The organism is Dyella psychrodurans (assembly GCF_003363265.1).
In the GTDB taxonomy this organism is placed as follows: domain Bacteria; phylum Pseudomonadota; class Gammaproteobacteria; order Xanthomonadales; family Rhodanobacteraceae; genus Dyella_B; species Dyella_B psychrodurans.
Genome location: NZ_QRBF01000005.1, coordinates 293,313 through 318,970 on the forward strand (window position 1 = coordinate 293,313; position 25,658 = coordinate 318,970).

A 25,658-nucleotide genomic window follows, 5' to 3' on the forward strand; every position below is an offset into this window, starting at 1 on the left:
CTCTTGGCCGCTGGATGGGGCGGCTCATGAACTATCAGCTTGGGGAAAACTTCTGTGGTGCAGCTGAAATATCAATTACAACAAGCGTTCGAAAAGTCTCAGGCGCCCCTCGGCTTTGCGCCGGACCCCGCAGCCATGGAACGTTTCCTTGGCCTTTGCCACCGCCGCCGCTACCCCGGCAAGACCGCCATCATCCGCCCCGGCGACCCCGCCAACACGCTTTATTACGTCATCGAAGGCTCGCTGGCCGTCTGCACCGAGGACGAACAGGGGCGTGAACTGATCCTGGCCTATATCAGCCGTGGCCAGTTCATCGGCGAGATGGGCCTGTTCGTGGAACAGGCGCAGCGCGAGTCGATGGTGCGCACCCGCAGCGCCTGCGAGATGGCCGAGATCAGCTACGAGCGTCTGTTCCAGCTGATGGAAGGCCCGCTGCGCGACGAATGTCCGAAGATCCTGTTCGCCATCGGCGCTCAGTTGACCCACCGCCTCCTGCGCACCTCGCGCCAGGTGAGCCGGATGGCGTTCATGGATGTGACGAACCGCATCTCCCGCACCCTGCTGGACCTGTGCCAGGAGCCGGATGCGATGAGCCATCCCGACGGTACCCAGATCCGCATTTCGCGTCAGGAAGTCAGCCGCATCGTGGGTTGCTCGCGCGAGATGGTCGGCCGCGTGCTCAAGCAGCTCGAGGAGCAAGGCATGATCGAGGTGTCCGGCAAGACCATCGTGGTGCGCGGCACCCGCTGACACCCTGCCTCCTCGCGCTTTTCCTCCTCTCCCCTCCGGGGAGAGGACCGAGGTGAGGGGACACGCTCGCCCCAGTCCTTATAAGAGCCACGCTCTTATGTGAGCATCAGGCAAGATTGCCCCTCACCCCAACCCTCTCCCCAAAGGGGAGAGGGAGCTATGAGCGGCGAGGTTCGTAGATCATGTAGACATCCGCCCGCTCGTAATGCGAGCCCGGGCGGATGTTCGGCTGCAAGCGGAATCCAGCCTGCTCGTACATGCGCAGCGCGGGCTTGAGGATGCTGTTGGATTCCAGGAACAAGGTCGTGCCGCCGCGCCGATGGAATTCGGCAATCGCCGCGTCCAGCAAGCGTTTGCCCGCACCAAGGCCGCGGAATGTTTCATCCACGCTCATCTTGGTCAGCTCGAACACGCCGGGCGATTCCTGCAGCAGCGCACAGGTGCCGATGATTTCGTCGCCAAGGCGCGCAAAGAAAATCTCGCCGCCGGGTTGCAGGATGTAGCGCTCCGGATCGTTAAGCACCGCGCGGTCGATGTCCTCGATGCGGAAATAGCGTTCCAGCCACTGCGCATTCAAGCGATAGAAGTGTTCGCGCCACTCGGGCGCATACGGCACGATCTCCACCGGCCTGGCCAGCAGCGCCGTGTGTTCGGCAAGAATGGCGTCGACGATGGGGCGCTCCTGTAGCGCACGCTCGCAGGCCTCGATGGCAGCCAGCAACTGCGCGGCGTGTTCGCCGAGCGACGACGTCACGCCTTTGCGAACGGCGCACCAGATGGGTCCGAGTTCGGCCATCGCGCCGTGCGCCTTATCGGTGAGAACCAACACGGTACGACGGCCATCGGCCGGATCGCGCCGGCGCTTCACCATGCCGGCACGGACCAGCTTGTCGGTGAGCTGGCTGACGGCGGAGTGGGTCTGGCCGATGGCGTTGGCCACCTCGGTGACCGAACCGGGCCCGACATCCCACAGGTAGCGCATGACCGGCAGCCAGCGGGATTCGATGCGGGCGCCGCGCGCCTGATAGACCGCGTCCGCCGCGCCATAGAAGTGATCGCTGAGCGCCTTGAGGCGACTCCCAAGGGCCAGTTTTCCCAATGATGCCAAGTACATAGACCGACTCGTCGAGCAGATACGTAAGTACTAACGTATCTCGGCCGAGATGGCCTTGCAAGTGTCTGCCAAACGGAAATCAGTACCAGTCAACGCGCGCGACCGTCCGACCCAGCGCCCTCTCCATGCGCTTGCACAGCTTGGGCGAGCCGTTGACCAGCACCGCCTCGTGCGCCTGCTTGAGCATCTGCGCGTCGAGCATCGAATCGCCGTAGGCGACACGCCAGCTTTTCACGCCCTTGCCGACCAGGCTTTGCACCTTGCGGCGCCCCACGTTGTGCAAACTGATCCGCAAGCCCGACCAACCGGGCTTCAGCTGCGAGCCGATCACGCCGATGTCCGGCAAGCCGATCTGCGACAGCAGGCGCGCGGCGAGCGTCTGCTCGCAGCCGGTCACCACGATCACTTCATCGCCATCGGCCACGTGCTTGCGCAAGGTCTGCAGGCCATCGCGGCAAAACTGGCGCGGGCGACGCACCGCCTGATCGACAAACGCATCGACCGCCTGCTGATAACGCTTCTGCCCCATGCCGAACAGGGCCACATGCACCAGCGCACGCGCCGCCCACCAGCGCGAGAACACCAGGCACAGCAACCACCACGGCATGGTCAGCAACGCGAGCAGCTTGCTCAGCAGCGAATGCTTGAAGCGATGACGCATGAACATGGAGAACGAATCGCCGTGAAACAACACGCCGTCGAAATCGAAAACCACGATGCGCGACGCGCGCGCCTCGGCGCCGGTGTGCTCCGGCGCAGCCGTCTTGTCCCCTGTAAACATGATGTCAGTTCGTGCCGAACAACCGCTTGAGTTCCAGTCCCGGATCGGGCGCGCGCATGAAGGCCTCGCCGACCAGGAAAGCGTTGATGCCGGCATCGCGCAGGCGCGCCACGTCGGCGGGTGTGTGGATGCCGGATTCGGCCACGAGCACGCGGTCGTATTCCATCAATTCCTGCAGCTCGAGCGAGGTGTCGATCGAGGTTTCGAACGTGCGCAGGTTGCGGTTGTTCACGCCGATCAGCGGCACGGGCACGGCCTGCGCGCGTTCCAGTTCCTCGGCATCGTGCACTTCGCAAAGCACATCCATGTCGAGCTCGGCGGCGAGCAGCGACAGTTCGAGCAGATCGGCGTCGCTCAGCGCCGCGACGATCAGCAGGATGCAGTCCGCGCCGATCGCGCGCGCTTCGTACACCTGATACGGATCGATCACGAAGTCCTTGCGCAGCACCGGCAGCGAACACGCCGCGCGCGCCTGCTGCAGGAAATCTTCGCAGCCGTGGAAAAAATCCTTGTCGGTCAGCACCGAGAGACAGGCCGCACCCGCCGCTTCGTAGCTGCGCGCAATCGCGGCCGGATCGAACTCGGCGCGGATCACGCCCTTGCTGGGGCTGGCCTTCTTCACTTCGGCGATCACGGCGGAAAGCCCCGCGGCGATCTTCGCTTCGATCGCGGCGGCGAATCCGCGCGTATCGGGCATGTCGGCCGCGCGCGCCGACAGCTCTTTCAGCGGCAACTTGGTGCTGCGCTCGGCGAGCTCTTCCGCCTTGCGGGCAAGGATGCGTTGAAGGATGTCGGTCATGGGCTCGCGATCAACGTGATGTCGGTGGAACGGACGTGGGGATTTCAGGGGCCATTTACGGCGTAGTATCGGCGAGTCGCCGCGTGGTTGCCACGAACAATTCCATTTTGGCGTGCGCGGCGCCGCTGGCGATGGTCGCCCGCGCCAGCTCGATCCCGCTACCGATGGAGCCGGCCAGCCCGCAGGTGTACAGGGCGGCGCCCGCATTCAGGCAGACGATATCGTGCGGCACGCCGTGCCGGTCCTGCAGGGCGTCGAGCAGCATCGCTTTCGATTCGGCGACGCCCTCCACCCGCAGATTGCGGCTGGACGCCATGGCCAGGCCGAAATCTTCCGGCTCGATCTCGTACTCGTGCACCTCGCCGTTGCGCAGCTCGCCCACCAGGGTGGCCGCGCCCAGCGAAATCTCGTCCATGCCATCCCTGCCCCACACCACCATCGCGTGCTGGGCGCCCAGCGCCTGCAGCGCGCGCACCTGGATGCCCACGAGATCCGGATGAAAAACGCCCATCAGAATGTTCGGCGCGCCGGCCGGATTGGTCAGTGGTCCCAGGATGTTGAACAGCGTGCGCACGCCCATTTCCTTGCGCACCGGCGCCACGACCTTCATGGCGGGATGATGATTGGGCGCGTACATGAAGCCGATGTCCGTCTCGGCCATGCACGTGGCCACCTGGGCCGGGGAGAGATCGATGCGCGCACCGAGCGCCTCGAGCACATCCGCACTGCCGGACTTGGACGACACGCTGCGCCCGCCGTGCTTGGCGATCCGCGCACCCGCCGCCGCCGTGACGAACATCGCGGCGGTGGAAATATTGAAGCTCGAGGCCCCGTCGCCGCCGGTGCCCACGATGTCGATGAAATGCGGATGCGGCGGCGCGTCCACCTTGGCCGACAGCTCGCGCATCACGCGCGCCGCGCCGGTGATTTCGCCGACGGTTTCCTTCTTCACGCGCAGGCCGGTGATGATCGCCGCCGTCATCAGCGGGCTCACTTCACCGTTCATGATCTGGCGCATCAGCGCGATCATCTCATCGTGGAAGATCTCGCGATGCTCGATCGTGCGCTGAAGCGCTTCCTGGGGCGTGATGGTGATGGCGCGCCCGGTCATGCCGCGAGCTTTTGCAGCGGCAATCCAAGGAAATTGCGCAGCAGGTCGTGACCGTACTGGGTCAGGATCGATTCGGGGTGGAACTGCACGCCCTCGACCGCCAGCGTCTTGTGGCGCAAGCCCATGATTTCATCGATGCTGCCGTCCGGATTCTCCGTCCACGCCGTGACTTCCAGGCAATCGGGCAACGAGGACTGCTCGACCACCAGCGAGTGATAGCGCGTCGCCTCGAACGGATCGGGCAATCCTGCGAACACACCCTGGCCACGATGGCGCACCGGCGAGGTCTTGCCATGCATGATCTGCTTGGCGCGGATCACCTTGCCGCCAAAGGCCTGGCCGATGGCCTGATGGCCGAGGCACACGCCGAACACGGGAATGTCGCCGCTCAACTGCGTGAGCACGTCCAGAGAAATGCCCGCGTCGTCCGGCGTTCCCGGACCAGGCGAAATCATGATGTGCGAGGGCCGCAGTGCGCGGATGCCGGCGATATCGAGCGCGTCATTGCGCACCACCTTCACCTCCTGTCCCAACTCGCCCAAGTACTGCACGAGGTTGAAGGTGAAGCTGTCGTAATTGTCGATCATCAACAACATGGCTGGGAATCCTGGAGGTGCGATGCCGCAGTGCGGCATGGACGCTCATTGTGCGCGATCGCCTTCGCCGCCGTCATCTGCTTTACGGCACAGCGCTCATGTCAAACCGTCATGTGCCCGGGTGCTTACCGCGGAAGCATTCCGACAAATGAGAACGAATCGCAACAATACCACGCTCAGGCGGCACCCCTAAAGAGCCTAAGCGTCCTGTCAGACGCGGGCTATGGCACCCGAACGCAACCGCCATAAGTTGCTGGAGCACACATCATTAGTTCCTGCCCGGTATTTCGCATGACTGTGGCAACGATCGGCGAAACGAAGCCCGCGCGCCTGACAAGGTCTTCGATACGCGCGCCAGGCCTGATCCTCGCGACCATCACTGCACTGGTTGTGCTGTTTTTCGGCTTGAAGAAACCTACCAACAACTGGGACATCGTCGGCTACGTCGCCGTGGCGCTCAACGCCGACGGGTATCGCGGGGCCGATCTCAACAAGGCGACGTACGACAGCGTGCGAAGCGAGGTGAGCGCGAGTACGTTCGATCAATTGACGCAGGGAGAATATCGGGAAACCGTTTATCGCGACCCGTCGTCGCTCGCGCAACAACTGCCGTTCTATCGCATTCGTGTGGTGTATGTCGGATTGATCCGGACGGTTCACGCGATGGGATGGGATTACCCCACATCGACCTACATCGTAAGCGCGGTGTCCGCAGCCCTTTCGGTCCTGCTGCTCGCGCTCCTCGCGCGTAGAACCGGCGCACCTGTCGCTGCCGTTCCGCTGGTCGTCGCGTTCGCCGGATTCGTCGACATCGCAAGATTATCGACGCCCGATGCGATGGCTTGTTTCTTCTCCCTTCTGACGATCTACGCGCTGATCAGACGAAGCATGTGGGTCCTCGTCATCGCCGCCTTGCTTCCGCTGGTCAGGACAGATCTTCTACTGCTTTCGTTGCTGGTTTTGGGCCACACCTACGTTTTCGGCCAAAGAAAATACGCGCTCGCGTCGGCGGTGGTGGCTTGCGTGGTGTACGGGTTGGTCGAGAGGATGAACGGTGCCTACGGATGGTTGACCTTGTTCAACACATCGTTGATCCACAAGACGGCTTATCCGGCCACGCTGGTTCCTTCACATGCGATCGGCGATTACCTCAGACCTTACGCTTTCATGGCCTACGACTTCGCGATGCACCCGCATTTCGTGATCTACAGCCTCGCCCTATGGTTTCTCATGAGGGGCGGAACCAGGACGCTTCCCGCAGACAAGCGCCTACTCGGCGCCGTTTTCGTCATCCCGATGGCGTTTGTCGCCGCTCACCTTTTGCTCTTCCCCGCAGACACCTACCGATTTTTTGTGTTCGCCGCATCGCTGGTTGCGATCGGATTGATCGGTCAGATGAAGCTGGCGGCACGCTAAGGGCGAGCCAATACGTGCGAGGTATAGCTCTCGATGACCAGGCTGAAAGGCTGGTTATCGGCGGTATACAGCACAGCGCGATGCTGTAGCACATGATCGGGGATCGCCAACGGCTTGTCGCCGGCAGGTGGCAGCGACGTGCCGCTGTCCCAGCCTTCCGGCAACGGCGACCAGAGCAGATCGGCAGAGAGCGTCTGTCTACGGAAGTGCAACGGCTGGACGACTTTGCCGAACGGCACATCGGACGTATCGAGTTGCCGGTTCATCTCGGGCGTAAGGCGCGCGGGTACGTACCAGTTGTCGGCATCCGACAGCACGACATCGCCGCAGCTCAGTGCCACGCGGCGATAACGCACAGGCTCGTCCGGGCCGATGCCGAGCAGCGCACGTGCGCCCTCGGGCAGCGGTTTGTCCGCATCGTGCACGCGATGTGCAACGACCCGCGCCTCCGGTGCGAGGTGATGCGCGCCGCACCACTGCTCCAGTGTCAACGTTGCACTCGGATGGCTGAGCAACTGCGCATTGAGCGTTTGCAATTCCGCCAACGCCTGTGTGCGGCTGAGCGGCGTATCCGGCCAGCCTTGCGATGCGTCGCGCGCCGACAGCGACGATGCGCATACCAGCATCGACAACACGGCGAGATGGCCAAGGCGGCGAACGTTGCATCGCATGACTCAGAGTCCCTTCGCGGCCTGGGCAACCGCGCGGAACAGCGCACGGCCCTTGTTCATCGTTTCTTCCCATTCCGACGCGGGATCGGAGTCGTACACGATGCCCGCGCCCGCCTGCACGTGCAGACGGCCGTTCTGGATCACCGCGGTGCGAATGGCGATCGCGGTGTCCGCATCGCCCCACCAGCCAATCCAACCTATGGCACCGGCGTAAATGTTGCGCTTGTAGGGTTCGAGTTCCTGGATGATCTCGATGGCGCGGATCTTCGGCGCGCCGCTCAACGTACCGGCCGGGAAGGTCGCCTTGAGCACGTCCATGTAGCTGAGATTCGGCTTCGCCGTACCCTGCACCTGCGACACGATGTGCATGACGTGCGAGTAACGCTCGACCACGAACGATTCGCTCACCTCGACCGTACCCGTCTCGCTGATGCGGCCGATGTCGTTGCGACCGAGATCGATCAGCATCACGTGCTCGGCGCGTTCTTTCGGATCGGCCAGCAGTTCCGCTTCGAGCGCAAGATCTTCTTCATCCGTCGCACCGCGCTTGCGTGTGCCGGCAAGCGGACGCACCAGGACCTTGCCATCCTTCATGCGCGCCAGAATTTCCGGCGAGGAGCCGACGATCTGCGTGTCGCCAAGATCCACGAAATACATATACGGCGACGGATTCATCGCACGCAGCGCGCGGTACACATCCACCGGCCGCGCGTTGAAGCCGACGCTCAGGCGCTGCGATGGCACCACCTGGAAAATATCGCCGGCGCGAATGTATTCCTTCGCGCGCTCGACCATCGCCTCGAATTCCTCGCGCGTGAACGAGGATTTGAAATCGCTTTCGTTGAGCGCCGTCGATTGCGTGAGCTGCGGATAGGACGCGCCACCCTGGCGCAGGCGATGCGTCAGCGCATCGAGGCGGCGCTGTGCGTGCGCATACGCCTGCGGCTGCGAGGGATCGGCGTGCACGATCAGATACAGGCGGCCCTTGAGGTTGTCGAACACCGCCACTTCTTCGGCAAGCATCAACAGCACATCGGGCGTGCCCAGTTCGTCTTTGCGATCCCACTGCGCCAGACGCGGTTCGATGTAACCGATGGTTTCAAAGCCGAAGTACCCAACCAATCCGCCGCTGAATGCCGGCAGTTGCGGCAGGCGCGGCACATCGAACTGCTGGCGCAGCGTTTCGATTTCGGCGAGCGGATCGTCCAGATGACGACGCTCGATCACTTCGCCGGCCTCTTCCACTTCCAGCTCATGACCGCGGAGTCGATACACGCGCCTGGCCGGCAGGCCGATGATCGAATAGCGCCCCCACGTCGCGCCGCCTTCCACGGATTCGAACAGGAACGTGTACGGGCCATCGGCCAGTTTCAGATACACCGACAGCGGCGTGTCCAGATCGGAGAACACTTCGCGCACCAGCGGGATACGAGTGTGCCCTTGCGCGGCAAGCGCATCGAATTCGTCGCGAGAAATCACGTGGGGAAATCCATCCGGTGAAGCGTGAAAGGGGGATTGTATAGGGATGTGCGATGAATTCTCGCGCACTGTTACTCCCTCCCCTTCCAGGGGAGGGTTGGGGAGGGGTTGCACGAGCTTGCCGCACGGTGATGGGCTTCACCCCACCCCCGCCCTCCCCTGCTGCACGCAGGGGAGGGCGGGGGTGCGAATTAGCCGGCCAAACGTTGCCTTGGCATGCCGTGCAGGCGAAGGCTGAAAGCCACGCCGGAACCCTCTTCGAGGTTGCGGGCGGCGGCGATGCCGCCGTGCCGCTCGGCGACGAGACGCACGACATAGAGGCCCAGGCCGAGATGCGGCGCATCGCCGGGCGTGGCTTTGTCGCGCAAGCTGACCAGCGAATCGAACAGGCGGCCTTGCATCGCGGCCGGCAACGGGGGGCCCTGATTCGCCAGCTCGATCTCCGCGCCGCCGTCGACGGCGCGCAGGCTGAGTCGCAGCCAACCGTCAGCAGGCGTGAACGACAAGGCGTTGTCGAACAGCTTGTCCAAGGCTTGCGCGATGAGTTCGGGTGCACCGTGCAGATGCACGGGCTGGTCCGGCAACACGCAATCGAGTCGGCGAGTGCCCGCCAAAGGACGATAAGCGTCCGCGCAGCCGCGCACGACATCGACCAGATCGACATCTTCCGGCTCGGCGGCGGCGATGGCGCGCTCCATGCGGCTTGCCTCGCTCATGGCGCGCACCAGCGTACCCAGTCGCGCTACGCCATCGCGTGCTCGCGCCAGATACGGCTGGGCTTCGTCCGAGAGTTCGGCGTGCTCGAGGTTGTCGAGCGAGGACTTCACAATCGCCAGCGGCGTGTTGAGCTCGTGCGAGAGCTTGGACGCCAACGTGCGCAGATAATCGGTATAACCGCCGACCGCTTCGAACAGACGCTGGAAGCTTCGCGCCAGGTCGCCGATCTCGTCGTCGGCCTCCGCCATCGGGAAATGGCCCTGGATCATCTGGCCGTCCATACGTCCGTCATCGAGCTGGGCTCGCTCCACCGCGTCGCGCAAGCGACCCAGGCGCAAGCTCAGTCGCGTGGCGAACAGAAGCAGGATCGCACCGGCAACCAGCATCACGCCAAAGCTGGTCATCAGCAGGCTCAGGAACGCACGGTTGGCGAGCAGCGGCACCGCGCGACTGGCCTGCTCCAGCAGCAGCACGCCGACTACGCTGCGATCGCGCTCGATGGGGACGGCCGTGGCCAGCACCACGCTGTCGCGCTGCTCGCCCTGGCGCCACACGGCCGTAGGCTGGCCGTCGCGCGCACCTTGCACTTCCGGCAGATCCAGCCGCGGCGCATCGGAGGTCCAGGCTTCGGCATCCTCGAGCGGATTGGCAAGCAGCGAACGGTAGACAAATGAGGACAGCCAACCCGGCTGCGGCCCCGTTGTCGTCAGGCGTCCTGTCTGCGCCAGCAACCAGCCGGCCGGACTGAGCAGGCGCGCGCGCGCGTCGTCGGGTGCGAGACGGGAGAGTTCCTGCGAAAGATCGGGCGAATAACGCCACAGCGGACGCACATCCGCCGCCATCGGGTCGCCGCCATCCACGGCCGTGTACACACCGACACCCAGCGAGGTAAGTCCAAGACCGCGCGGCAGGCCCAACTCGGCGTGATAACCGCTGCCGTCTTCCTGCCACTGTCCTGTGACGCGATCGGGCAAACCGCCGACGGGCGGATCCAGCGGCAATGCCGTGAATGCGCCCGGCGCCGCGCTCGCCAGCAGATAGCGTCGGTGCTGGTCGCCCTGATACAGATCCAGGATCAGATGATCGGCCGAAAGCGCATTGGGATCGGCCGCGTCGGCCCGCGTGCGGCGCCCCACACGCACGTCGATATAGAGATAGAAGCCGTTGTCGTCCTCGGCCAGCAGTAATTTGGCATTCTTGCCGAGCGGCTGGCTCCACGGTGTCATCGGTGCCCAATCGTCGCCGTAGCCATCGACGGTGATGGGACTCACCGCCTGCTGCACGTACCAACCCTTGCCCGCCAGCGGCAACGGCGCGTCGGTGACGGCAAGGCTGCGCGCCACGGCCGTGGCGGTGGCCAGCAGCGCCTGCTCCTGTCCCTGGCGCAACAGCGTTTCCATCTGGCGCACGTACAACCAGCCCGCCACGGGCAGCGCGAGCGTGCATAGCGCGACGAGCAGCAGTTTGTGGCGCAGGGTCATTCAGTGTTCCAGCCGATAAGCTCGCACAAGAGCCTAATGCGATGCGGCTTGGCGGGTCGAGCTGGCCGGAGCGGTGAATTTAGCGTAGTTGGATTGTTCGACGACGTGCTTGAACGCATCGAGCAACGGCTGCCGCATCGGATCGGACTCGGCGACCGTCATCGACCAGCTGTAACGAACGCCGGCGACCTGGCCCGGATCGCAAAACACGACGATGTCATCGACGTGATCGGAACCGGAATACACCACGCCGCGACACGGCATATGCGGATTGCTCACCGCGAACACATCGACCTTCCCCGCCGGGTCGGCCTGCAGATAATGCTTGCGATCGCCCTGCAGTTCGTCATCGAGCGTGGGCAATTTGGACGGCCAAACGTTCAGCACCATGACGCGATCGGGCTTGCCCGTCCATTCGCCCTGATAAAGCACATAGTTCACGCCGATGGCGCTTGCGTACGTGCAGCAGTCTTTGGTCCAGCCAGCCGGCGCAGTCGTACTGATGGTCCAACCCGGCACGTTGCCGTCCGCCGCGCCATGCGCTTCGACTGACGTACCCACCGGACCGGCAGCCAGGGAAACGCCGGCATAGAGCAGCATGCCGATGCACAACACGAGAACCCGCATCACGGACGCCACCGATAACCCACGCCGTGCACGGTCTCGATCGCATCGAACTCCGGCGCCACCGCGATGAACTTCTTGCGGATGCGCTTGATGTGCGAGGTGATGGTGGCATCGTCCACCACCAGCTCGGCCTCGCGCATCAGCTGGTCGCGGTTTTTCACGTGACCGGGGAAACGCACCAGCGTGTGCACCATCCAGAATTCGGTGACGGTGAGCGGCACTTCCACATCGTTCCAGGTGATGCGCATGCGCTCGGATTCGAGCTTCAACGGCCCGTGCCCGATCACCGTTTCGCTGGACGCCGGCGCCTTCAGCGATTCGATCCGGCGGAACAAGGCGGCGATGCGCGCCGCCAGCTGATGCAGGCTGGTGTCTTTGCTGAGGTAGTCGTCGGCGCCCAGGCGCAGACCGGAAATCACGTCGAAATCCGAATCGCGCGCGGTGAGGAAGATGATCGGCAGCGTGGCGGAACGCGCCCGCAGTTCGCGGCAGAGATCGAAACCGCCTTCCGGTTCGTCGCCGAGGCCGATGTCGATGATGACGAGCTCCGGCAGCCGCACGCCGAAAGCATTGGAGGCTTCCTGGCGCGAACCGTAGCCGCGCGTGTCGTAGCCGAAGCGATTCAGCGCTTCGACGTAATTGGCGCGGATCAGCGGCTCGTCTTCGACGATGGCGATGTTGCGTCCCATGGGGAGAGGTTCCTCGTGATGATGGCGCAGGTTGCTATGTAGGCATCTACTTACGCAAGCCGGGCGGCGCGTTTGCCCGCGTTCTGTCAGATTCCATCGGCCGATCGCCCTCGAGGCGCCGGTTCATGCGCCGGGACGCGGTGTTTGATAGCACCAAGCCCACAACGAACCGACTCCATGCGCGCCGACCCCTCCATCGATCCGAATGCCGAACTCCGCAGCTTTGAGCCCCTGCGCGTGGTGCTGGCCTTGGGGGCGCTGCTGCTGGGCCTGTTGCTCAGCCTCCCCTGATCGCTTTTTTGTGGCAGCCGTGGAAGGCATGGGTGCGACTGGTCAGTAAGGAAGCCGGCCAGTCGCACCGCCCGGCGAGCCTCGCTCCCACCCCTCGCAAACCGCATAGCTAAGCCGTTTCTTGATCGTTCCCGACCGACGCTCCTTTCCCCTCCGCATTTCCGGAGGGGATTTTTTTTGGGGCGGCGGAAATTTTTTTGCCTGAGGGCGGGAACCAATCGAATTCGACCCTGTCCGAATTATCGGCAGGCGCGTGATCCATATGCCGTGGAACTCGCCCCTGGCTGAAACGACGGCCGAGCCTCCCGTCCTTCAGCCAAGAGCAAGTCGCTCCTGCCGATGGTGTCTCCTCTAGCGTCTTTTCGACGCCCCTCCAGCCCGGCACAGACTTCCCCCTGTGCCGGGCTTTTCTTTTTCCGCTTCAGCCAATGGCGGAGCGCATGCGGTTGATCATCGCCTGATAGTCGGGGGCGTTGAAGATGGCCGAGCCGGCCACGAAGGTATCGGCACCGGCCGCTGCAATCTGGCCGATGTTGTCGGCGGTGACGCCGCCATCGACTTCAAGTCGGATCGCCCGGCCACTCTCGTCGATGCGACGGCGCACTTCACGGAGCTTGTCGAGCGCCGAGGGGATGAACTTCTGCCCGCCGAAGCCCGGGTTCACCGACATGATCAGGATCAGGTCCAGCTTGTCGAGCACGTGATCGAGCCAGTTCAGCGGCGTGGCCGGATTGAAGACCAGGCCCGCCTCGCAGCCGGAATCCTTGATCAGGCCGAGGGTGCGATCCACGTGCTCGCTCGCTTCCGGGTGGAAGCTGATGCCGGTCGCACCCGCCTTGGCGAAGTCCGGCACGATGCGATCCACCGGCTTCACCATCAGGTGCACGTCGATCGGCGCGGTGATGCCGTAATCGCGCAGCGCCTTGAGCACCATCGGGCCCATGGTGAGATTGGGCACGTAGTGATTGTCCATCACGTCGAAGTGCACCCAGTCGCCGCCGGCAGCCAGCACCTTGGCGGTGTCTTCGCCCAGCCGCGCGAAATCGGCGGAGAGGATGGACGGAGCGATGATCGGGGATTGTTTGCTCATGGCGAACCTTGGCGTAAGAGGCGTTTGGCTAGGGATATACAGCGAAAGCGCGAGCACCTCGCCGTCCACGACGGACATGCCGTGAAGCGCTAACCGGAAGCGGCAATTTTGCCATGAGGCCGGACGCTGCGCCCTCGCTACCGGCCCTTGCCCTACTTGAAACCGCGCTCCGCCTTGATGCGCTCGTATGCCGCGTTGATGTCGCTGGCGCGCGCCTCGGCGCGCTTGCGCATGTCTTCGGGCAGGTCGCCCAGGCGGTCGGGGTGATGTTCGGAAATCAGCTTGCGGTAGGCGCGCTTGATGGCGCGATCGTCCGCATCGCGCGGAATGCCGAGCACGGCGTACGGATCGGGACCCTGTGTGTTGCGCTGTGGCGGTGCATAACCGCCGCCGTGTCCCGTACCGTAGCGTCCGCCCGCGCCTTGCCACACATAGCCCTTCATGGCCATCAGCGCCATCAATTCCATGTCGCTGATGCGCAGCGCGAACGCCAGCTGCCGCAGGATCGCCATTTTCTCCGGCGACGGATTGCCTTCGGCCAGCACCGTCTCGATCACCACGTCGAGCACCGGAAACGCATGGTCGCGACGCAGGCCCGCCCATTGGCGCAAGGCGTTGATCGGACCGGTGACGTCGAATTCCGGCTGCTTGCCGGTGTTGAAGGCCTTGATGGCGACCTGACGCAGTCCATTGTCCAAACCCATGCGCGACATCAGGCGTTCGGCGACGGCGATTTCGGCCTCGGAAACGCGACCGTCGGATTTCGCGATCGCCCCGAGCAAGGCGAACAATGGCGAGACATAGCCACCGGATTCGGGAGTGGCACTGCGACGCTGGCTGAAGCGCAGGTTGTCGAACACGAAACCGAGGATGGCGCCCACGCCGGCACCCACGATGCCGTGGCCCATCAGCAATCCCGCCACGGCGAACCAGAAGGTGTAGGTGTAACTCATGGTTGAGCGGGGGCCTGTGTTTGCGGTGTCTGCGCGCTGTACCAGCGCGCGAGCTGATCCAGATCGGCATCGCTCACCGGACCGATGGCCGCGCGCATCAACGGCACGTCGCGGCTGCCGTCGCGGTAATCCTTCAGCGCCTTGCGCAGGTAATCCAACCGTTGACCGGCCAGATTCGGCGCGCCGGGAATCTGCGACATGCCCGTTTCACCGTGACAGGCCGCGCACAGGCCAAGCCGGACCGGCTTGGGCGGCATATCGGCAGCAAGCGCTGGCATGGCACAGGTCAGACCGAGTGCCGCGATCAGTACGGTTCGCATCGGTAACGGGCGGAGGTAACGGGCGGATGGAAAGCGCGTGATTCTAGCAGCGTCCGGCGCCTGGGCCGTTACAATAGCCCGCTCGTCACACCCCGATCGGAGCGCGCTGTGCCCACCACCCTGCTGCAATCGAACCTGCCCGGCCTCGAGCTGATCCACCGCGGCAAAGTGCGCGATGTCTATGCCCTGCCCGGCAACCGCCTGCTCATCGTTGCGACCGACCGCCTGTCGGCCTTCGACGTGGTGCTGCCCGATCCGATCCCCGGCAAGGGCGAAATGCTCGCGCAGATTTCCAATTTCTGGTTCGGCAAGACCGCACACATCGTGCCGAACCACCTGCTGCACACACCGCTCGAAGAAGTGTTGCCGAAGGGCACCGACGTCGCGCTGTACAGCAAGCGCGCGGTGGTGACCAAACACCTTAAGCCGGTGCCGGTGGAAGCCATCGCCCGCGGTTATCTGATCGGCTCGGGCTGGAAGGATTACCAGGCAACGGGTTCCTTGTGCGGCATCAAGCTGCCCGCAGGCCTTCGTCAGGCGGAACAACTGCCGGAACCGATCTTCACGCCGTCGACCAAGGCCGCCGTGGGCGATCACGACGAGAACGTGAGCTTCGATGCCGTCGTGGCTGCCGTGGGTAAAGACCTCGCCGAGCAAGTGCGCGATGCCACGCTCGCCATCTACAAATGGGCCGCGGCCTATGCCGCCGAACGCGGCATCATCATCGCCGACACCAAGTTCGAGTTCGGCACCGATGAACACGGCAAGCTGTACGTGATGGACGAAATGCTGACGCCCGATTCCTCGCGCTTCTGGCCGGCCGACGAGTACAAGGTGGGCATCAGCCCACCGAGCTACGACAAACAGTTCGTGCGCGACTATCTGGAAACGCTGGGCTGGAACAAGAAAGCGCCCGGCCCGAAGGTTCCTGCCGAAGTCATCGCGGGCACGTCGGCGAAGTACGCCGAAGCACTACACCGCCTCGCCGGCATTACGTTGGACTGATCGCATGAACGCGTGGCTTAGCCTGGGCCTCGCGATTCTTGCCGAGGTCATCGGAACCAGTGCGCTGAAGGCCTCGAACGGCTTCAGCCAGTGGCTGCCGAGCGTGATCGTTGTCGCGGGCTACGGCGTGGCGTTTTATTGCCTCAGCCTGACGCTGCGACAGATTCCGCTCGGCATTGCTTATGCGGTGTGGTCCGGCGCAGGCACCGCGTTGATCGCGCTGATCGGCGTGGTGGTGTATCGACAGAAACTCGACCTGGCTGCCGTGCTTGGCATCGGCCTGATCGTTGCCGGCGTGCTGGTGCTCAACCTTTTCTCCAAGAGCAGTGCTCACTGATGACGACGCACGAATCTTCGCAAGGTGTACGCAGCATGCGCGACTGGCTGGACAGCTACAGTCGCGATCACCAGCATCCGACGAATCAGCTGCTGCACTGGATCTGCGTGCCGCTGATCGTGTGGAGCGCCATCGCGATGATGTGGACGATCCCCGTTCCCGAATCCCTGCTGCATCCGGGTGCGTGGTCGGTGTTCGCCATCGTTCTCGCGTTTACGTGGTACTGGAAACATTCGCATCGTCTGGGCGCTGCGCTGCTGATCGTGTTGGCGCTATTTGCGTTGAGTTGCTATGGGCTGTTCCAGCAAATGGGCGCCATGCATCTGCTCCAGCTTGGCATCGGCGTCTTCGTGGTGGCGTGGATCGGTCAGTTCATCGGCCACATCTTCGAGGGGCGCCGCCCCAGCTTCTTCACCGATCTGGCTTACCTGCTTGTCGGGCCGGCATGGCTGATGGATAAATTTCTGCGTCGCCTGGGCTTCAAGGAAAACGCATGACGAGTGTGCTTACGCTGCTCAGCAGCCTGATCTGGTGGGTGTTGTTCAGCAGCGTGGGCGCCGTGTTGCCTGCCGTGATCGCCTGGATGGTGTTGCGCTGGAGCGAGCGAGCGCCGGTGGTGTTCAACCGCGTTTATCTGGCATGCCTGGTCTGGTGCCTGCTTACGCTGCTGATCGGCGCGATGGCGGCCATGCATGTGGGTGTGACACGCGCGCCCTTTGCTCCTTTGATCGCCAGCGGGACATTCCGTGCGTCGCTGGTGCTGTCGATGCTGGTCGGCGTGGTGGCGTTATGGCGCTTGATACCGCGTGTCGATGCACGGCGTATCCGGGTGGGTAGCGCTTGTGTTGCGGTGGCCGTGGTGATGGCGATTGCGTTTGGTTTTGCGACGACGATGGCTAGCGTTTAATCAAGCGCTAGCGCGTCTTTAGAGCAACACCGGAACTTGCCTTACCGTCATTCCCGCGCAGGCCGGAATCCAGTGACGACTACTTATCGAGACTGGCGCAGAAATGTAGCTTACAGACACCGGATTCCGGCCTGCGCCGGAATGACGGTGAGGTATTGGTAATGGCTTTCGCTAGTGCGGCCCCTCACCCCAACCCTCTCCCCGGAGGGGAGAGGGAGTAAAGCAGGGTCAGCCGATGACGCGCTTCACCGAATCGACGACGTGCGCCACGGTGAAGGCGAAGTTCTCGAACAACGCCGGTGCCGGTGCGGATGCACCGAACGTGGTCATGCCGACCACGGCGCCATCCAGGCCCACGTACTTGCCCCAGAAATCGACACTGGCCGCTTCCACCGCGACGCGTGCGCGGCACCAGCTCGGCAGAATGGCTTCGCGGTATTCCAGCGGCTGCGCATCGAATTCCTCGGTGCATGGCATCGACACCACGCGCACCGGCACGTTCTGCTGCGCCAGCGTGCGGGCCGCTTCCATCGCCAGTTCCACTTCCGAACCGGTGGCGATGAGGATGGCCTTGAACTTGGTGTCCGCCGGATCGGAGAGCACGTACGCACCGCGCGTGATATCGGCCACCTGTTGCGCAGTGCGCTGCTGATGCTTCAGCGTCTGACGCGAGAAGATCAGGCACGACGGCGCACCCTTGCGTTCGATCGCGACCTTCCACGACACGGCCGATTCCACCGCATCGCAAGGACGCCACACGCGATTGTTCGGAATCAGGCGCAACGAGCCGAGATGCTCGATCGGCTGATGCGTGGGACCGTCTTCGCCCAGGCCGATCGAATCGTGCGTGTAGACGTGCACGACGTGCGACGGAATCAGGCAGCTCATGCGTACGGCGTTGCGCGCGTAATCGGAGAACACCAGGAAGGTGCCGTCATAAGGCAGCAAGCCACCGTGCAGCGCGAGGCCGCTGGCGATGGCGGTCATACCGAACTCGCGCACGCCATAGTGCACATAGTTGCCGTCGGGGCCGGTGATGTTCTTGCTGCCCTTCCACATGGTGAGGTTGGAACCGGCCAGGTCGGCCGAACCGCCCACGAGTTCCGGCAGCAGCGGACCGAAGGCATCCAGCGTCATCTGCGAAGCCTTGCGCGAAGCGACGTCCGGACCTTCGGCCTGCATCTTGTCGACATACGCCTGCGACTTGCTGGCCCAATCGGCCGGCAGCTCGCCTGCGGTGCGGCGACGGAATTCGGCGGCGAGTTCCGGATAGGCGGCTTCGTACTTGGCGAAAGCGTCGTTCCACTGCTGCTCGCGTTCGGCGCCGACTTTCTTCTTGTCCCAACCGGCGTAGATCTCTGCGGGAATGTCGAAGGGCGCATAGCGCCAGTCGAGCACGTCGCGCGCGGCGGCGACTTCGGCTTTGCCCAGTGCGGCGCCGTGCGATTCTTCCTTGCCCTGCTTATGCGGCGCGCCGAAGCCAATGATGGTCTTGCAGCAGATCAGCGTGGGCTTGTCGCTTTGCGCAGTAGCAGCGGCGAAGGCCTTTTTCACGGCTTCGGAATCATGACCGTCGACACCGCGGATCACGTTCCAGCCGTAGGCTTCGAAACGCTTCGGAGTGTCGTCGGTGAACCAGCCTTCCACTTCGCCGTCGATGGAGATGTTGTTGTCGTCGTACACCGCGATCAGCTTGCCCAACTTCCACGTGCCCGCGAGCGACGCCACTTCGTGCGAAATCCCTTCCATCAGGCAGCCGTCGCCCACGAACACATAGGTGTGGTGATCGACAATGGCATGACCGGGACGATTGAAGTGCGCAGCCAGCACTTTCTCTGCCAGCGCGAAACCCACGGAGTTGGCCAAGCCCTGGCCCAGCGGGCCGGTGGTGGTTTCCACGCCTGGCGTTTCGCTGGCTTCCGGATGGCCCGCGGTCTTCGAATGCAGCTGACGGAAGCGCTTGAGCTGATCCATCGGCAGGTCGTAGCCGGTCAGGTGCAGCAGCGCGTATTGCAGCATCGAGCCGTGACCGTTCGAGAGCACGAAGCGATCGCGATTGGGCCACTTCGGATTCGTGGGATTGAACTTCAGATGGTCGTTCCACAGCACTTCGGCAATGTCGGCCATGCCCATCGGCATGCCGGGATGGCCGGAATTGGCTGCTTCCACAGCATCCATGGCTAAGGCGCGGACGGCGTTGGCGAGTTCGCGACGCGTGGTCATTAAGGGGGGTCTCCGGTGCGGACAACAGTAAAAGTCGCCATTGTCGCCGATCGCTGTCCGACTGTCGCCCACAGGTCATCGACCAAACGTCATTAGCCGCCCCGGCAAAGGGTTGACATTAACCACCCCTTAATACTGTACCGATCGGTATTGAAACGGCTCCCACCGCTCCCCATCTAGCCCATCAGCACCGTCACGAGACGGATTGCTCGGCCGCGGTATCGCCTCTCCCCAAGGCTCCGCGGGCTGGACATCGACAAGATCAAAAAGATCAAAGGAATACCCCAATGAAAAAGACTCTGTTCGCTGTTGCCCTCGCTACCGCCGGCCTTGTAGCCATTCCTGCCGCCTTCGCCCAGGACGCCTCCACCCAGCAGCTCGCGCAGCAGGGCTGGTATGTCAGCGGTGAAGCCGGCTACGGCCAGGTCAACAAGGGCCCCTATGACTCCAACGGCGATGTCGTCGGCGGCGTCAAGGGCGGCTATCGCTTTGCCCTGAATCCGAATATTTCGCTAGGCGTGGAAGCCGGTTACGAGTACCTGGGCCGGGTCGACGCCCGCGGTGCTTCGGGCAATTCCTCCCTCCGCTCCAAGCTCTATGGCCCGACGCTCGGCACGAGCCTGCGCTACAACTTCACGCCCAAGTGGTACGGCGAAGTGCGTGCCGGCGCCTTCTTTGCGGAAGGCCAGGGTCTGACCGATAGCGCCAATCCGAGCTACCAGCGCTTCGACCGCACCCGTTACTACGCGGGCGCAGGCGTGGGCTACAACATCACGCAGAACTGGAGCGTGGGCGTCAACTACAACTACTACGACGGCTCGGGCCGCCGCGGTGGTGCGCAGCTGGATACCAACGCCGTGACGGTGGCTGCGGAATATCGCTTCTAAGCGTTGCAGGCTCACCTCTCTTCCGGGAGGTGAAAACAAAAAAAGAGCGCCGTTAAGGCGCTCTTTTTTTTATCGCGGACTTGTTCGCCGTTCTACAGCAACCGATCAGCCCTTCCACTGACCCAGCGCGGCGAGGCCGTTGTCCTTGGCACGCAGGGCGACAGTCTTCTGCGCTTCGGCGTAGTTGCTCTTCATGTCCTTCGACCAGAGCTTCAACGCGGCCTGCTGCATCGCGCGACCGTAGGAGAACGACAGCGGCCACGGATGCGGACCCATGCGGTTCATCGCATTGAGATGCGCGGTGGACTGCTCGTCGGTCTGACCGCCGGAGAGGAACACGATGCCCGGCAGCGTGGCCGGCACGGTGGTCTTGAGTACGCGCACGGTGGCTTCGGCGACTTCTTCGACGCTCGCCTGATCGTCCGCATCCTTGCCCGGGATCACCATGCTGACTTTGAGGATGGTGCCTTCGAGCAGCACGTTCTGCTCATACAGCGCATTGAACAGGCTGCGCAGCACGGCTTCGTGCACTTCGTAGCTGACTTCGATGCTGTGGTCGCCGTCCATGATCACTTCCGGCTCGACCATCGGCACGATGCCGGCTTCCTGGCACAGCGCGGCGTAGCGGGCCAGCGCGTGGCAGTTGGCTTCGATGGCGGTGGAGCTGGGATTGTCTTCGCTGATGTTGATCACCGCGCGCCACTTGGCGAACTGCGCGCCGAGCTTGACGTATTCGGCCAGGCGCTCGCGCAGGCCGTCGAGGCCTTCGGTGACCACGTCGCCCGGGAAGCCGGCCAGCGGCACCGGACCCTTGTCGACCTTGATGCCCGGGATGATGCCGTTCTTCTTCATCACCTGGGTAAAGGGCACGCCGTCCTTGGTGGACTGACGGATCGTCTCGTCATAGAGGATCGCACCGGAAATGTGATCGCCGAGGTTCGGCGCCGTGAGCAGCAGCTCGCGATAGGCGCGACGATTCTCTTCGGTGTTTTCGATGCCGACCGCCTCGAAGCGCTTCTTGATGGTGTTGGTCGACTCATCGATGGCGATGATGCCCTTGCCGGGTGCGACCATCGCCAGGGCGATGCTCTCGAGATCTTCAATGCTCATGGGACGACTCCGTAAAGCTCGGGCGGCATAAGGCCGCAAGACGGGAACCCACCCGTGCGGGCGGCTAGGTTGGAAAAGGCGCGATTATAGACCCAACCGACCGGAGGCGCCCGGCCGGGGTCCTTGAAAGCCTGCGGACTAAGCGGGGATCAGCTCTGGCCGTAGCCCGGCAGCTTGCACGGAGCCATCAGCTGGGCGCGCTGGGCGGGATCGTCGGAGGAGTTGAACGGCACGATGTAATAAGTGGACACCGGCTGCTCGGTCTTGTTGGTAAGGGATGGGCCGTAGCGGAAATTGGACACCGCGCTCACCGCCGCCTTGCCCAGATCGCTGGGCGGTTCCATCTTGGCGACCTTCACGTCGAACGGCACACCATCCGAGCCGATGCTGTATGTCACGGCAATGCAGCTGGGCTTGTAGATGTTCACGCCGCTATTGGGCACATCCACCGAGACGTCGCGATTGAGCAGGATCCAGTCGTTGCCGAGCTGCTCCGGCGCGACGCGACGCGCCTGCTGGGCCATCGCGGGCAAGCTTGCGGCCAATGCAACGGCCAACAGCAAGGGTTGGCCGAGACGAATCATCGTGCGCATGGCATACCTCCGATGTATTTCAGTGGGGATGGACGTAAGTCTAGCCAACCCCGCACGCGTCCGCGCAGCGGGGCGGCGATTCCCATTTAGAGATCGCGCAGACTTTCGACCACGCCGTCCGCACCCACCGAGAGCAGCTTGAGCGTATTGGTGCCGCCACCGCGACCGATATGGTCACCGTGGGTAAGCACCACGCGATCGCCTTCGGCGAGCTTGCCCATGGTGAACAGCTGACGCACGGCTTCGCGGGCCGACACCGCCGGATTCAGGGTGTCGTGCGTGAACTTCACCGGCTGCACGTCGCGCAGCACCAGCATGCGGCGGCGCGCGTCGTCGAAGGGCGACAGCGCATAGATCGGCACGGCACTGCGATAACGCGAAAGCCACTGTGCCGTCGCACCTGACTCGGTCAGCGCGACGATCGCGCGCACGCCGATTTCGCTGGCCAACAACATCGAGGCCAGCGCGATGGCCTGGTCGGTGCGATCGAGACGATGCCCGGCCGTGGCCAGGTCTTCCTTCGGCTCGAACTGGCGTTCGGCGCCGAGGCAGATGCGACGCAGTGCCGCGACGGCCTTGTCCGGATGCGCGCCCGCGGCCGATTCTTCGGAAAGCATCACGGCGTCGGTGCCGTCGATCACGGCATTGGCCACGTCCAGCACTTCCGCGCGCGTGGGAATGGGCGAGCGCACCATCGATTGCAGCATCTGCGTGGCGGTGATCACCGCGCGATTGCGCTGCACTGTCTCGCGGATGATCTTCTTCTGCAGACCCGGAAGCTCCGCGTCGCCGATTTCCACGCCCAGGTCGCCGCGCGCCACCATCACCACGTCGGAGGCGTCGATGATTTCGCCGAGCACCGGAATGGCATCCGCGCGTTCGATCTTCGCCACCAGCGAAGCCTTGCCGCCGGCCTCGTGCAACAGCTGGCGCGCCAGTTCCATGTCGGCGCCGGAGCGCACGAAGGAAACCGCCAGAAAATCCGCACCGATCTCGGCAGCCAGCTTGATGTCGGCCTTGTCTTTATCCGACAGCGCGGACACGGACAAACCGCCACCTTGACGATTCAGACCCTTGCGATCGGAAAGACGACCGCCGATCAGCACCTTGCAACGTATCTCGGTGCCGACGACCTCGAGCACCGTCAGCGCCACCAGGCCATCGTCGAGCAGCAACACGTCGCCCGCCTTTACGTCGTTCGGCAGGCCGAGGTAACTCACGCCCACGCGCGTCGCGTCGCCGGCGGGTGCATCGGCACGGCAATCGAGCACGAAGGGATCGCCATCGCGCAACTCCACGGGGCCGTTGGCGAAACGCTCCACGCGAATTTTCGGTCCCTGCAGGTCGGCGAGGATGCCCACCTCGCATCCCACCTTTTCCGCCGCCTTGCGCACCGCCACCGCTCGGGCGCGGTGGTCGTCCGACTGACCATGGGAAAGGTTGAGGCGTACGACATTCACGCCTTCGCTGATGATTCGTTCGAGCATGCCCGGCGCGTCGGTGGCAGGGCCCAGGGTGGCAACAATCTTGGTACGGCGGGAATGAGTATCGGTAGTCATCGCTTGAATTTTCACAGTCCTCGGCGGAGCCTATCAGAACTGCGAGCGTCGTCGACAACTTTTGTTCAACCGACGCGTGCGTATCGTCGCACTGCCGCAAATCGTCATGTTGATTTGGATGGATAAACGTAAATGGGGATTTTTGCAGGCGCTGATGATGTGCCTGCTATATGGACAAGCCGTGCCAGCTTTCGACACGCCACCCGCCTTGCCGGCTCACGTCTCCCTACCGATCAGCAACTTCATGCGACAGCCGGATTTCTCCGAGGTCACCCTCTCGCCGGACGGCAGCTACATCGGCGCACTGATACCGGAACCGGGCAATCCGTATGGCAATCTGATTGCGATCCTCGACGCAAAGACGGCCAAAGTGGTGCATCTGCTGCACTCGGGCCGCTTCTCGCTGATCCAGGACTATTTCTGGGTCAGCAACCGCCGCGTAGTGATGACCATCGCCACGCAGCAAGGCATCCTGGACACGCCGATCCTGACCGGCGAACTGTACGCCATCAACATCGACGGCAATGCGCAGATCGATCTGTTCGGCTATCGCGCCGGCCATATGCAGACAGGCACCATGATCAACACCGTCGTGAGGCGTTACGCCTTTGCCGCACCCATCCTGTGGCGACCGGTCAGCGAGAACCACATCCTCATCGCGGTCAATGATTTCACCGCCGATCCGGCCGGCAGCTTTACCTCTGCCGAAATTCTCGACGTGCGCGATGGCCGCACCGTGGCCGTGGGCGGCTCGCCGGTGCGCAACGCGGCGCTGCTTGCGGATCACGCGGGGCAGGTGCGCGCGGCTTATGCGAACCACAACTTTACGGGACTGCTGCTTTGGACGCGTCCATCGACCCAGGCGCCATGGACAATGGTGAACGACTCGGCGAAGTCGGGCATCCAGATCGTCCCGATGGGCTTCAATCGCGACAACAGCAAGCTGTATGTGCGCGTGACGCAAGGAGATCGACCCGACGCCATCGAGTTGATGGACATGACGACCAACACGTTCAGCCTCATCTATCAGGGGAAATTCGCAGACCCCGGACAGCTGCTGGAAACAGCCGACGGCCTGGATTACTACGCCGTCGTGACGGAAGACGGCAAACGCTCCCTGTTCTACTTCGATGAAAACAGCGAGGAGGCGCAGTTGAGCAAGGCGCTTGCCGCCAACTTCCCCGGACAACTGGCGTACTTCTCCAGCTTTACCCGCGATGGCAGGCACGCCATCGTGAAAGTGAGCAGCGACCGCGACCCGGGCGACTACTATGCCTTCGATCTGGACACGCACAACGCCCGTTATCTACTGAGCGCCATGCCATGGATCGATCCCCGGCAGATGCGTCCTGTGCAGCCCATGGCATTGAAAGCGCGCGATGGACTGGTCCTCCATGGCTTCCTGACATTGCCTGTCGGCGACAAACCCTATCCGTTGATCGTTCTGCCGCATGGCGGTCCGCACGGCATCGCCGACGTGTGGGTGTTCGACCGTGAGGTGCAGCTCTTCGCCAATCGCGGTTACGCCGTACTGCAGGTCAACTACCGAGGTTCGGGGGGTTATGGAAGCTATTTCCAGATCCTCGGCTATCGGCAATGGGGTCTCAGCATGCAGGACGACGTGACCGACGCCACGCGCTGGGCGATCGACCAGGGTTATGCCGATGCCAGGCGCATCTGCATCTACGGCGCGAGCTACGGTGGCTATGCCGCGCTGGAGGGCGCGGTACGCGAACCGGATCTATACAAATGCGCGGTGGGCTATTCAGGTGTCTACGACCTGCGGGTCCAGCTCGACAGGAGCGATACGCAGGCAACCGATCTCGGCAACGCCTATCTGCGGCTCGTGCTGGGCGACGATCGCGACGATCTATGGCGCCGCTCGCCGCTCAGCGGAGTAAGCCGCATCAAGGCCAACATCCTGCTGATACACGGCGGCGACGATCTGCGCGCGCCGTTCAAGAATTTCAAGGAATTCACCAAGGCGCTCGATCAGAACGGCACGCACTACGAGACGCTGGTCGAACCGCGCGAGGGCCATGATTTCTTTCTGCCCGAGCATCGGCAGGAGGCTTACCAGAAGATCATCGACTTCCTGGACCGCAACATCGGGCCCAGCGCGGCCACCAGCCCGTAATCGATTCGCCTGCTG

General features: G+C 63.3%; 25 protein-coding genes. 8 read left to right on the forward strand and 17 right to left on the reverse strand.

What is annotated here, in order from left to right:
• Positions 1–33: 33 nt before the first annotated feature.
• A complete protein-coding gene (gene crp / locus DWU99_RS14625; RefSeq protein WP_425476822.1) occupies positions 34–750 on the forward strand; it encodes a cAMP-activated global transcriptional regulator CRP in 717 nt (238 codons plus the stop codon).
• Positions 751–907: 157 nt separating this feature from the next.
• On the opposite strand, the gene DWU99_RS14630 is transcribed toward crp, so the two are convergent.
• The 5 genes from DWU99_RS14630 to DWU99_RS14650 all read right to left on the reverse strand — a co-directional run bounded on the left by DWU99_RS14630 (position 908) and on the right by DWU99_RS14650 (position 5,151).
• Positions 908–1,864: a bifunctional helix-turn-helix transcriptional regulator/GNAT family N-acetyltransferase gene (locus DWU99_RS14630; protein WP_115478800.1), complete on the reverse strand. Its 957-nt coding sequence runs from the start codon at positions 1,862–1,864 to the stop codon at positions 908–910.
• A gap of 79 nt (positions 1,865–1,943) precedes the next feature.
• Complete coding sequence (locus tag DWU99_RS14635) at positions 1,944–2,645, reverse strand: HAD family hydrolase (protein ID WP_115478801.1); 702 nt, start codon at positions 2,643–2,645, stop codon at positions 1,944–1,946.
• A 4-nt stretch (positions 2,646–2,649) separates the two neighbouring features.
• Positions 2,650–3,444: an indole-3-glycerol phosphate synthase TrpC gene (trpC, locus tag DWU99_RS14640; RefSeq protein ID WP_115478802.1), complete on the reverse strand. Its 795-nt coding sequence runs from the start codon at positions 3,442–3,444 to the stop codon at positions 2,650–2,652.
• Positions 3,445–3,499: 55 nt separating this feature from the next.
• The gene (gene trpD, locus DWU99_RS14645) at positions 3,500–4,555 is read right to left on the reverse strand and encodes an anthranilate phosphoribosyltransferase (protein ID WP_115478803.1); all 1,056 of its coding nucleotides are present in this window, start codon (positions 4,553–4,555) and stop codon (positions 3,500–3,502) included.
• A complete protein-coding gene (locus DWU99_RS14650) occupies positions 4,552–5,151 on the reverse strand; it encodes an anthranilate synthase component II (protein WP_115478804.1) in 600 nt (199 codons plus the stop codon). The genes trpD and DWU99_RS14650 overlap by 4 nt, the downstream gene beginning before the upstream one ends.
• 291 nt (positions 5,152–5,442) lie before the next feature.
• Here DWU99_RS14650 and DWU99_RS14655 point away from each other — a divergent pair, with 291 nt between their 5' ends.
• Complete coding sequence (locus DWU99_RS14655; protein ID WP_115478805.1) at positions 5,443–6,567, forward strand: hypothetical protein; 1,125 nt, start codon at positions 5,443–5,445, stop codon at positions 6,565–6,567.
• On the opposite strand, the gene DWU99_RS14660 is transcribed toward DWU99_RS14655, so the two are convergent.
• From DWU99_RS14660 to DWU99_RS14695, 8 genes are all read right to left on the reverse strand, one after another.
• Positions 6,564–7,238 carry a hypothetical protein gene (locus DWU99_RS14660; protein ID WP_199535809.1) on the reverse strand — a complete coding sequence of 225 codons (675 nt, stop codon included), beginning with the start codon at positions 7,236–7,238 and terminating at the stop codon, positions 6,564–6,566. The two genes, DWU99_RS14655 and DWU99_RS14660, sit on opposite strands and share 4 nt — an antisense overlap.
• 3 nt (positions 7,239–7,241) lie before the next feature.
• Complete coding sequence (trpE, locus tag DWU99_RS14665) at positions 7,242–8,717, reverse strand: anthranilate synthase component I (protein ID WP_115478806.1); 1,476 nt, start codon at positions 8,715–8,717, stop codon at positions 7,242–7,244.
• Positions 8,718–8,908: 191 nt separating this feature from the next.
• The gene (locus DWU99_RS14670) at positions 8,909–10,915 is read right to left on the reverse strand and encodes an ATP-binding protein (RefSeq protein ID WP_115478807.1); all 2,007 of its coding nucleotides are present in this window, start codon (positions 10,913–10,915) and stop codon (positions 8,909–8,911) included.
• A 33-nt stretch (positions 10,916–10,948) separates the two neighbouring features.
• Positions 10,949–11,542 carry a hypothetical protein gene (locus DWU99_RS14675; RefSeq protein WP_115478808.1) on the reverse strand — a complete coding sequence of 198 codons (594 nt, stop codon included), beginning with the start codon at positions 11,540–11,542 and terminating at the stop codon, positions 10,949–10,951.
• The gene (gene pdsR, locus DWU99_RS14680; protein ID WP_115478809.1) at positions 11,542–12,231 is read right to left on the reverse strand and encodes a proteobacterial dedicated sortase system response regulator; all 690 of its coding nucleotides are present in this window, start codon (positions 12,229–12,231) and stop codon (positions 11,542–11,544) included. Before pdsR ends, DWU99_RS14675 begins: the two co-directional genes overlap by 1 nt.
• 712 nt (positions 12,232–12,943) lie before the next feature.
• Positions 12,944–13,612, reverse strand: a complete 669-nt coding sequence (gene rpe / locus DWU99_RS14685; protein ID WP_115478905.1) for a ribulose-phosphate 3-epimerase — start codon at positions 13,610–13,612, stop codon at positions 12,944–12,946.
• A gap of 152 nt (positions 13,613–13,764) precedes the next feature.
• Positions 13,765–14,565: a co-chaperone DjlA gene (gene djlA, locus DWU99_RS14690; protein WP_115478810.1), complete on the reverse strand. Its 801-nt coding sequence runs from the start codon at positions 14,563–14,565 to the stop codon at positions 13,765–13,767.
• Positions 14,562–14,885, reverse strand: coding sequence for a c-type cytochrome (locus tag DWU99_RS14695; RefSeq protein WP_115478811.1), 324 nt, complete (start codon positions 14,883–14,885; stop codon positions 14,562–14,564). The genes djlA and DWU99_RS14695 overlap by 4 nt, the downstream gene beginning before the upstream one ends.
• A 108-nt stretch (positions 14,886–14,993) precedes the next feature.
• On the opposite strand from DWU99_RS14695, the gene DWU99_RS14700 reads away from it, so the two are divergent.
• Genes DWU99_RS14700 through DWU99_RS14715 form a run of 4 tightly spaced genes read left to right on the forward strand, consistent with a single transcriptional unit; the run spans position 14,994 to position 17,134 of the window.
• Positions 14,994–15,890 carry a phosphoribosylaminoimidazolesuccinocarboxamide synthase gene (locus DWU99_RS14700; protein ID WP_115478812.1) on the forward strand — a complete coding sequence of 299 codons (897 nt, stop codon included), beginning with the start codon at positions 14,994–14,996 and terminating at the stop codon, positions 15,888–15,890.
• A gap of 4 nt (positions 15,891–15,894) precedes the next feature.
• Positions 15,895–16,227: a DMT family transporter gene (locus DWU99_RS14705; protein ID WP_115478813.1), complete on the forward strand. Its 333-nt coding sequence runs from the start codon at positions 15,895–15,897 to the stop codon at positions 16,225–16,227.
• The gene (locus DWU99_RS14710; RefSeq protein ID WP_233511151.1) at positions 16,227–16,724 is read left to right on the forward strand and encodes an Mpo1 family 2-hydroxy fatty acid dioxygenase; all 498 of its coding nucleotides are present in this window, start codon (positions 16,227–16,229) and stop codon (positions 16,722–16,724) included. Before DWU99_RS14705 ends, DWU99_RS14710 begins: the two co-directional genes overlap by 1 nt.
• Positions 16,721–17,134 carry a hypothetical protein gene (locus tag DWU99_RS14715; RefSeq protein WP_115478814.1) on the forward strand — a complete coding sequence of 138 codons (414 nt, stop codon included), beginning with the start codon at positions 16,721–16,723 and terminating at the stop codon, positions 17,132–17,134. The genes DWU99_RS14710 and DWU99_RS14715 overlap by 4 nt, the downstream gene beginning before the upstream one ends.
• Before the next feature lie 228 nt (positions 17,135–17,362).
• Here DWU99_RS14715 and tkt read toward each other — a convergent pair whose 3' ends face one another.
• Positions 17,363–19,357 (reverse strand): transketolase, encoded by a 1,995-nt coding sequence (gene tkt, locus DWU99_RS14720; protein WP_115478815.1) that lies wholly within the window; start codon positions 19,355–19,357, stop codon positions 17,363–17,365.
• Positions 19,358–19,644: 287 nt separating this feature from the next.
• Here tkt and DWU99_RS14725 point away from each other — a divergent pair, with 287 nt between their 5' ends.
• Entirely contained in the window at positions 19,645–20,244 is a 600-nt protein-coding gene (locus tag DWU99_RS14725; protein ID WP_115478816.1) for an outer membrane beta-barrel protein, read from the forward strand.
• 105 nt (positions 20,245–20,349) lie between these two features.
• On the opposite strand, the gene DWU99_RS14730 is transcribed toward DWU99_RS14725, so the two are convergent.
• The 3 genes from DWU99_RS14730 to pyk all read right to left on the reverse strand — a co-directional run bounded on the left by DWU99_RS14730 (position 20,350) and on the right by pyk (position 23,506).
• Positions 20,350–21,354, reverse strand: coding sequence for a class I fructose-bisphosphate aldolase (locus tag DWU99_RS14730; RefSeq protein ID WP_115478817.1), 1,005 nt, complete (start codon positions 21,352–21,354; stop codon positions 20,350–20,352).
• Between the two features lie 149 nt (positions 21,355–21,503).
• Positions 21,504–21,947, reverse strand: a complete 444-nt coding sequence (locus tag DWU99_RS14735) for an energy transducer TonB (RefSeq protein ID WP_115478818.1) — start codon at positions 21,945–21,947, stop codon at positions 21,504–21,506.
• Positions 21,948–22,033: 86 nt separating this feature from the next.
• Complete coding sequence (pyk, locus tag DWU99_RS14740) at positions 22,034–23,506, reverse strand: pyruvate kinase (RefSeq protein ID WP_115478819.1); 1,473 nt, start codon at positions 23,504–23,506, stop codon at positions 22,034–22,036.
• A 118-nt stretch (positions 23,507–23,624) separates the two neighbouring features.
• Between pyk and DWU99_RS14745 the strand changes: the two genes are divergently transcribed.
• On the forward strand, positions 23,625–25,643 hold the full coding sequence (locus DWU99_RS14745) for an alpha/beta hydrolase family protein (protein WP_158543292.1): 2,019 nt from the start codon (positions 23,625–23,627) through the stop codon (positions 25,641–25,643).
• The last annotated feature ends 15 nt before the right edge of the window (positions 25,644–25,658 follow it).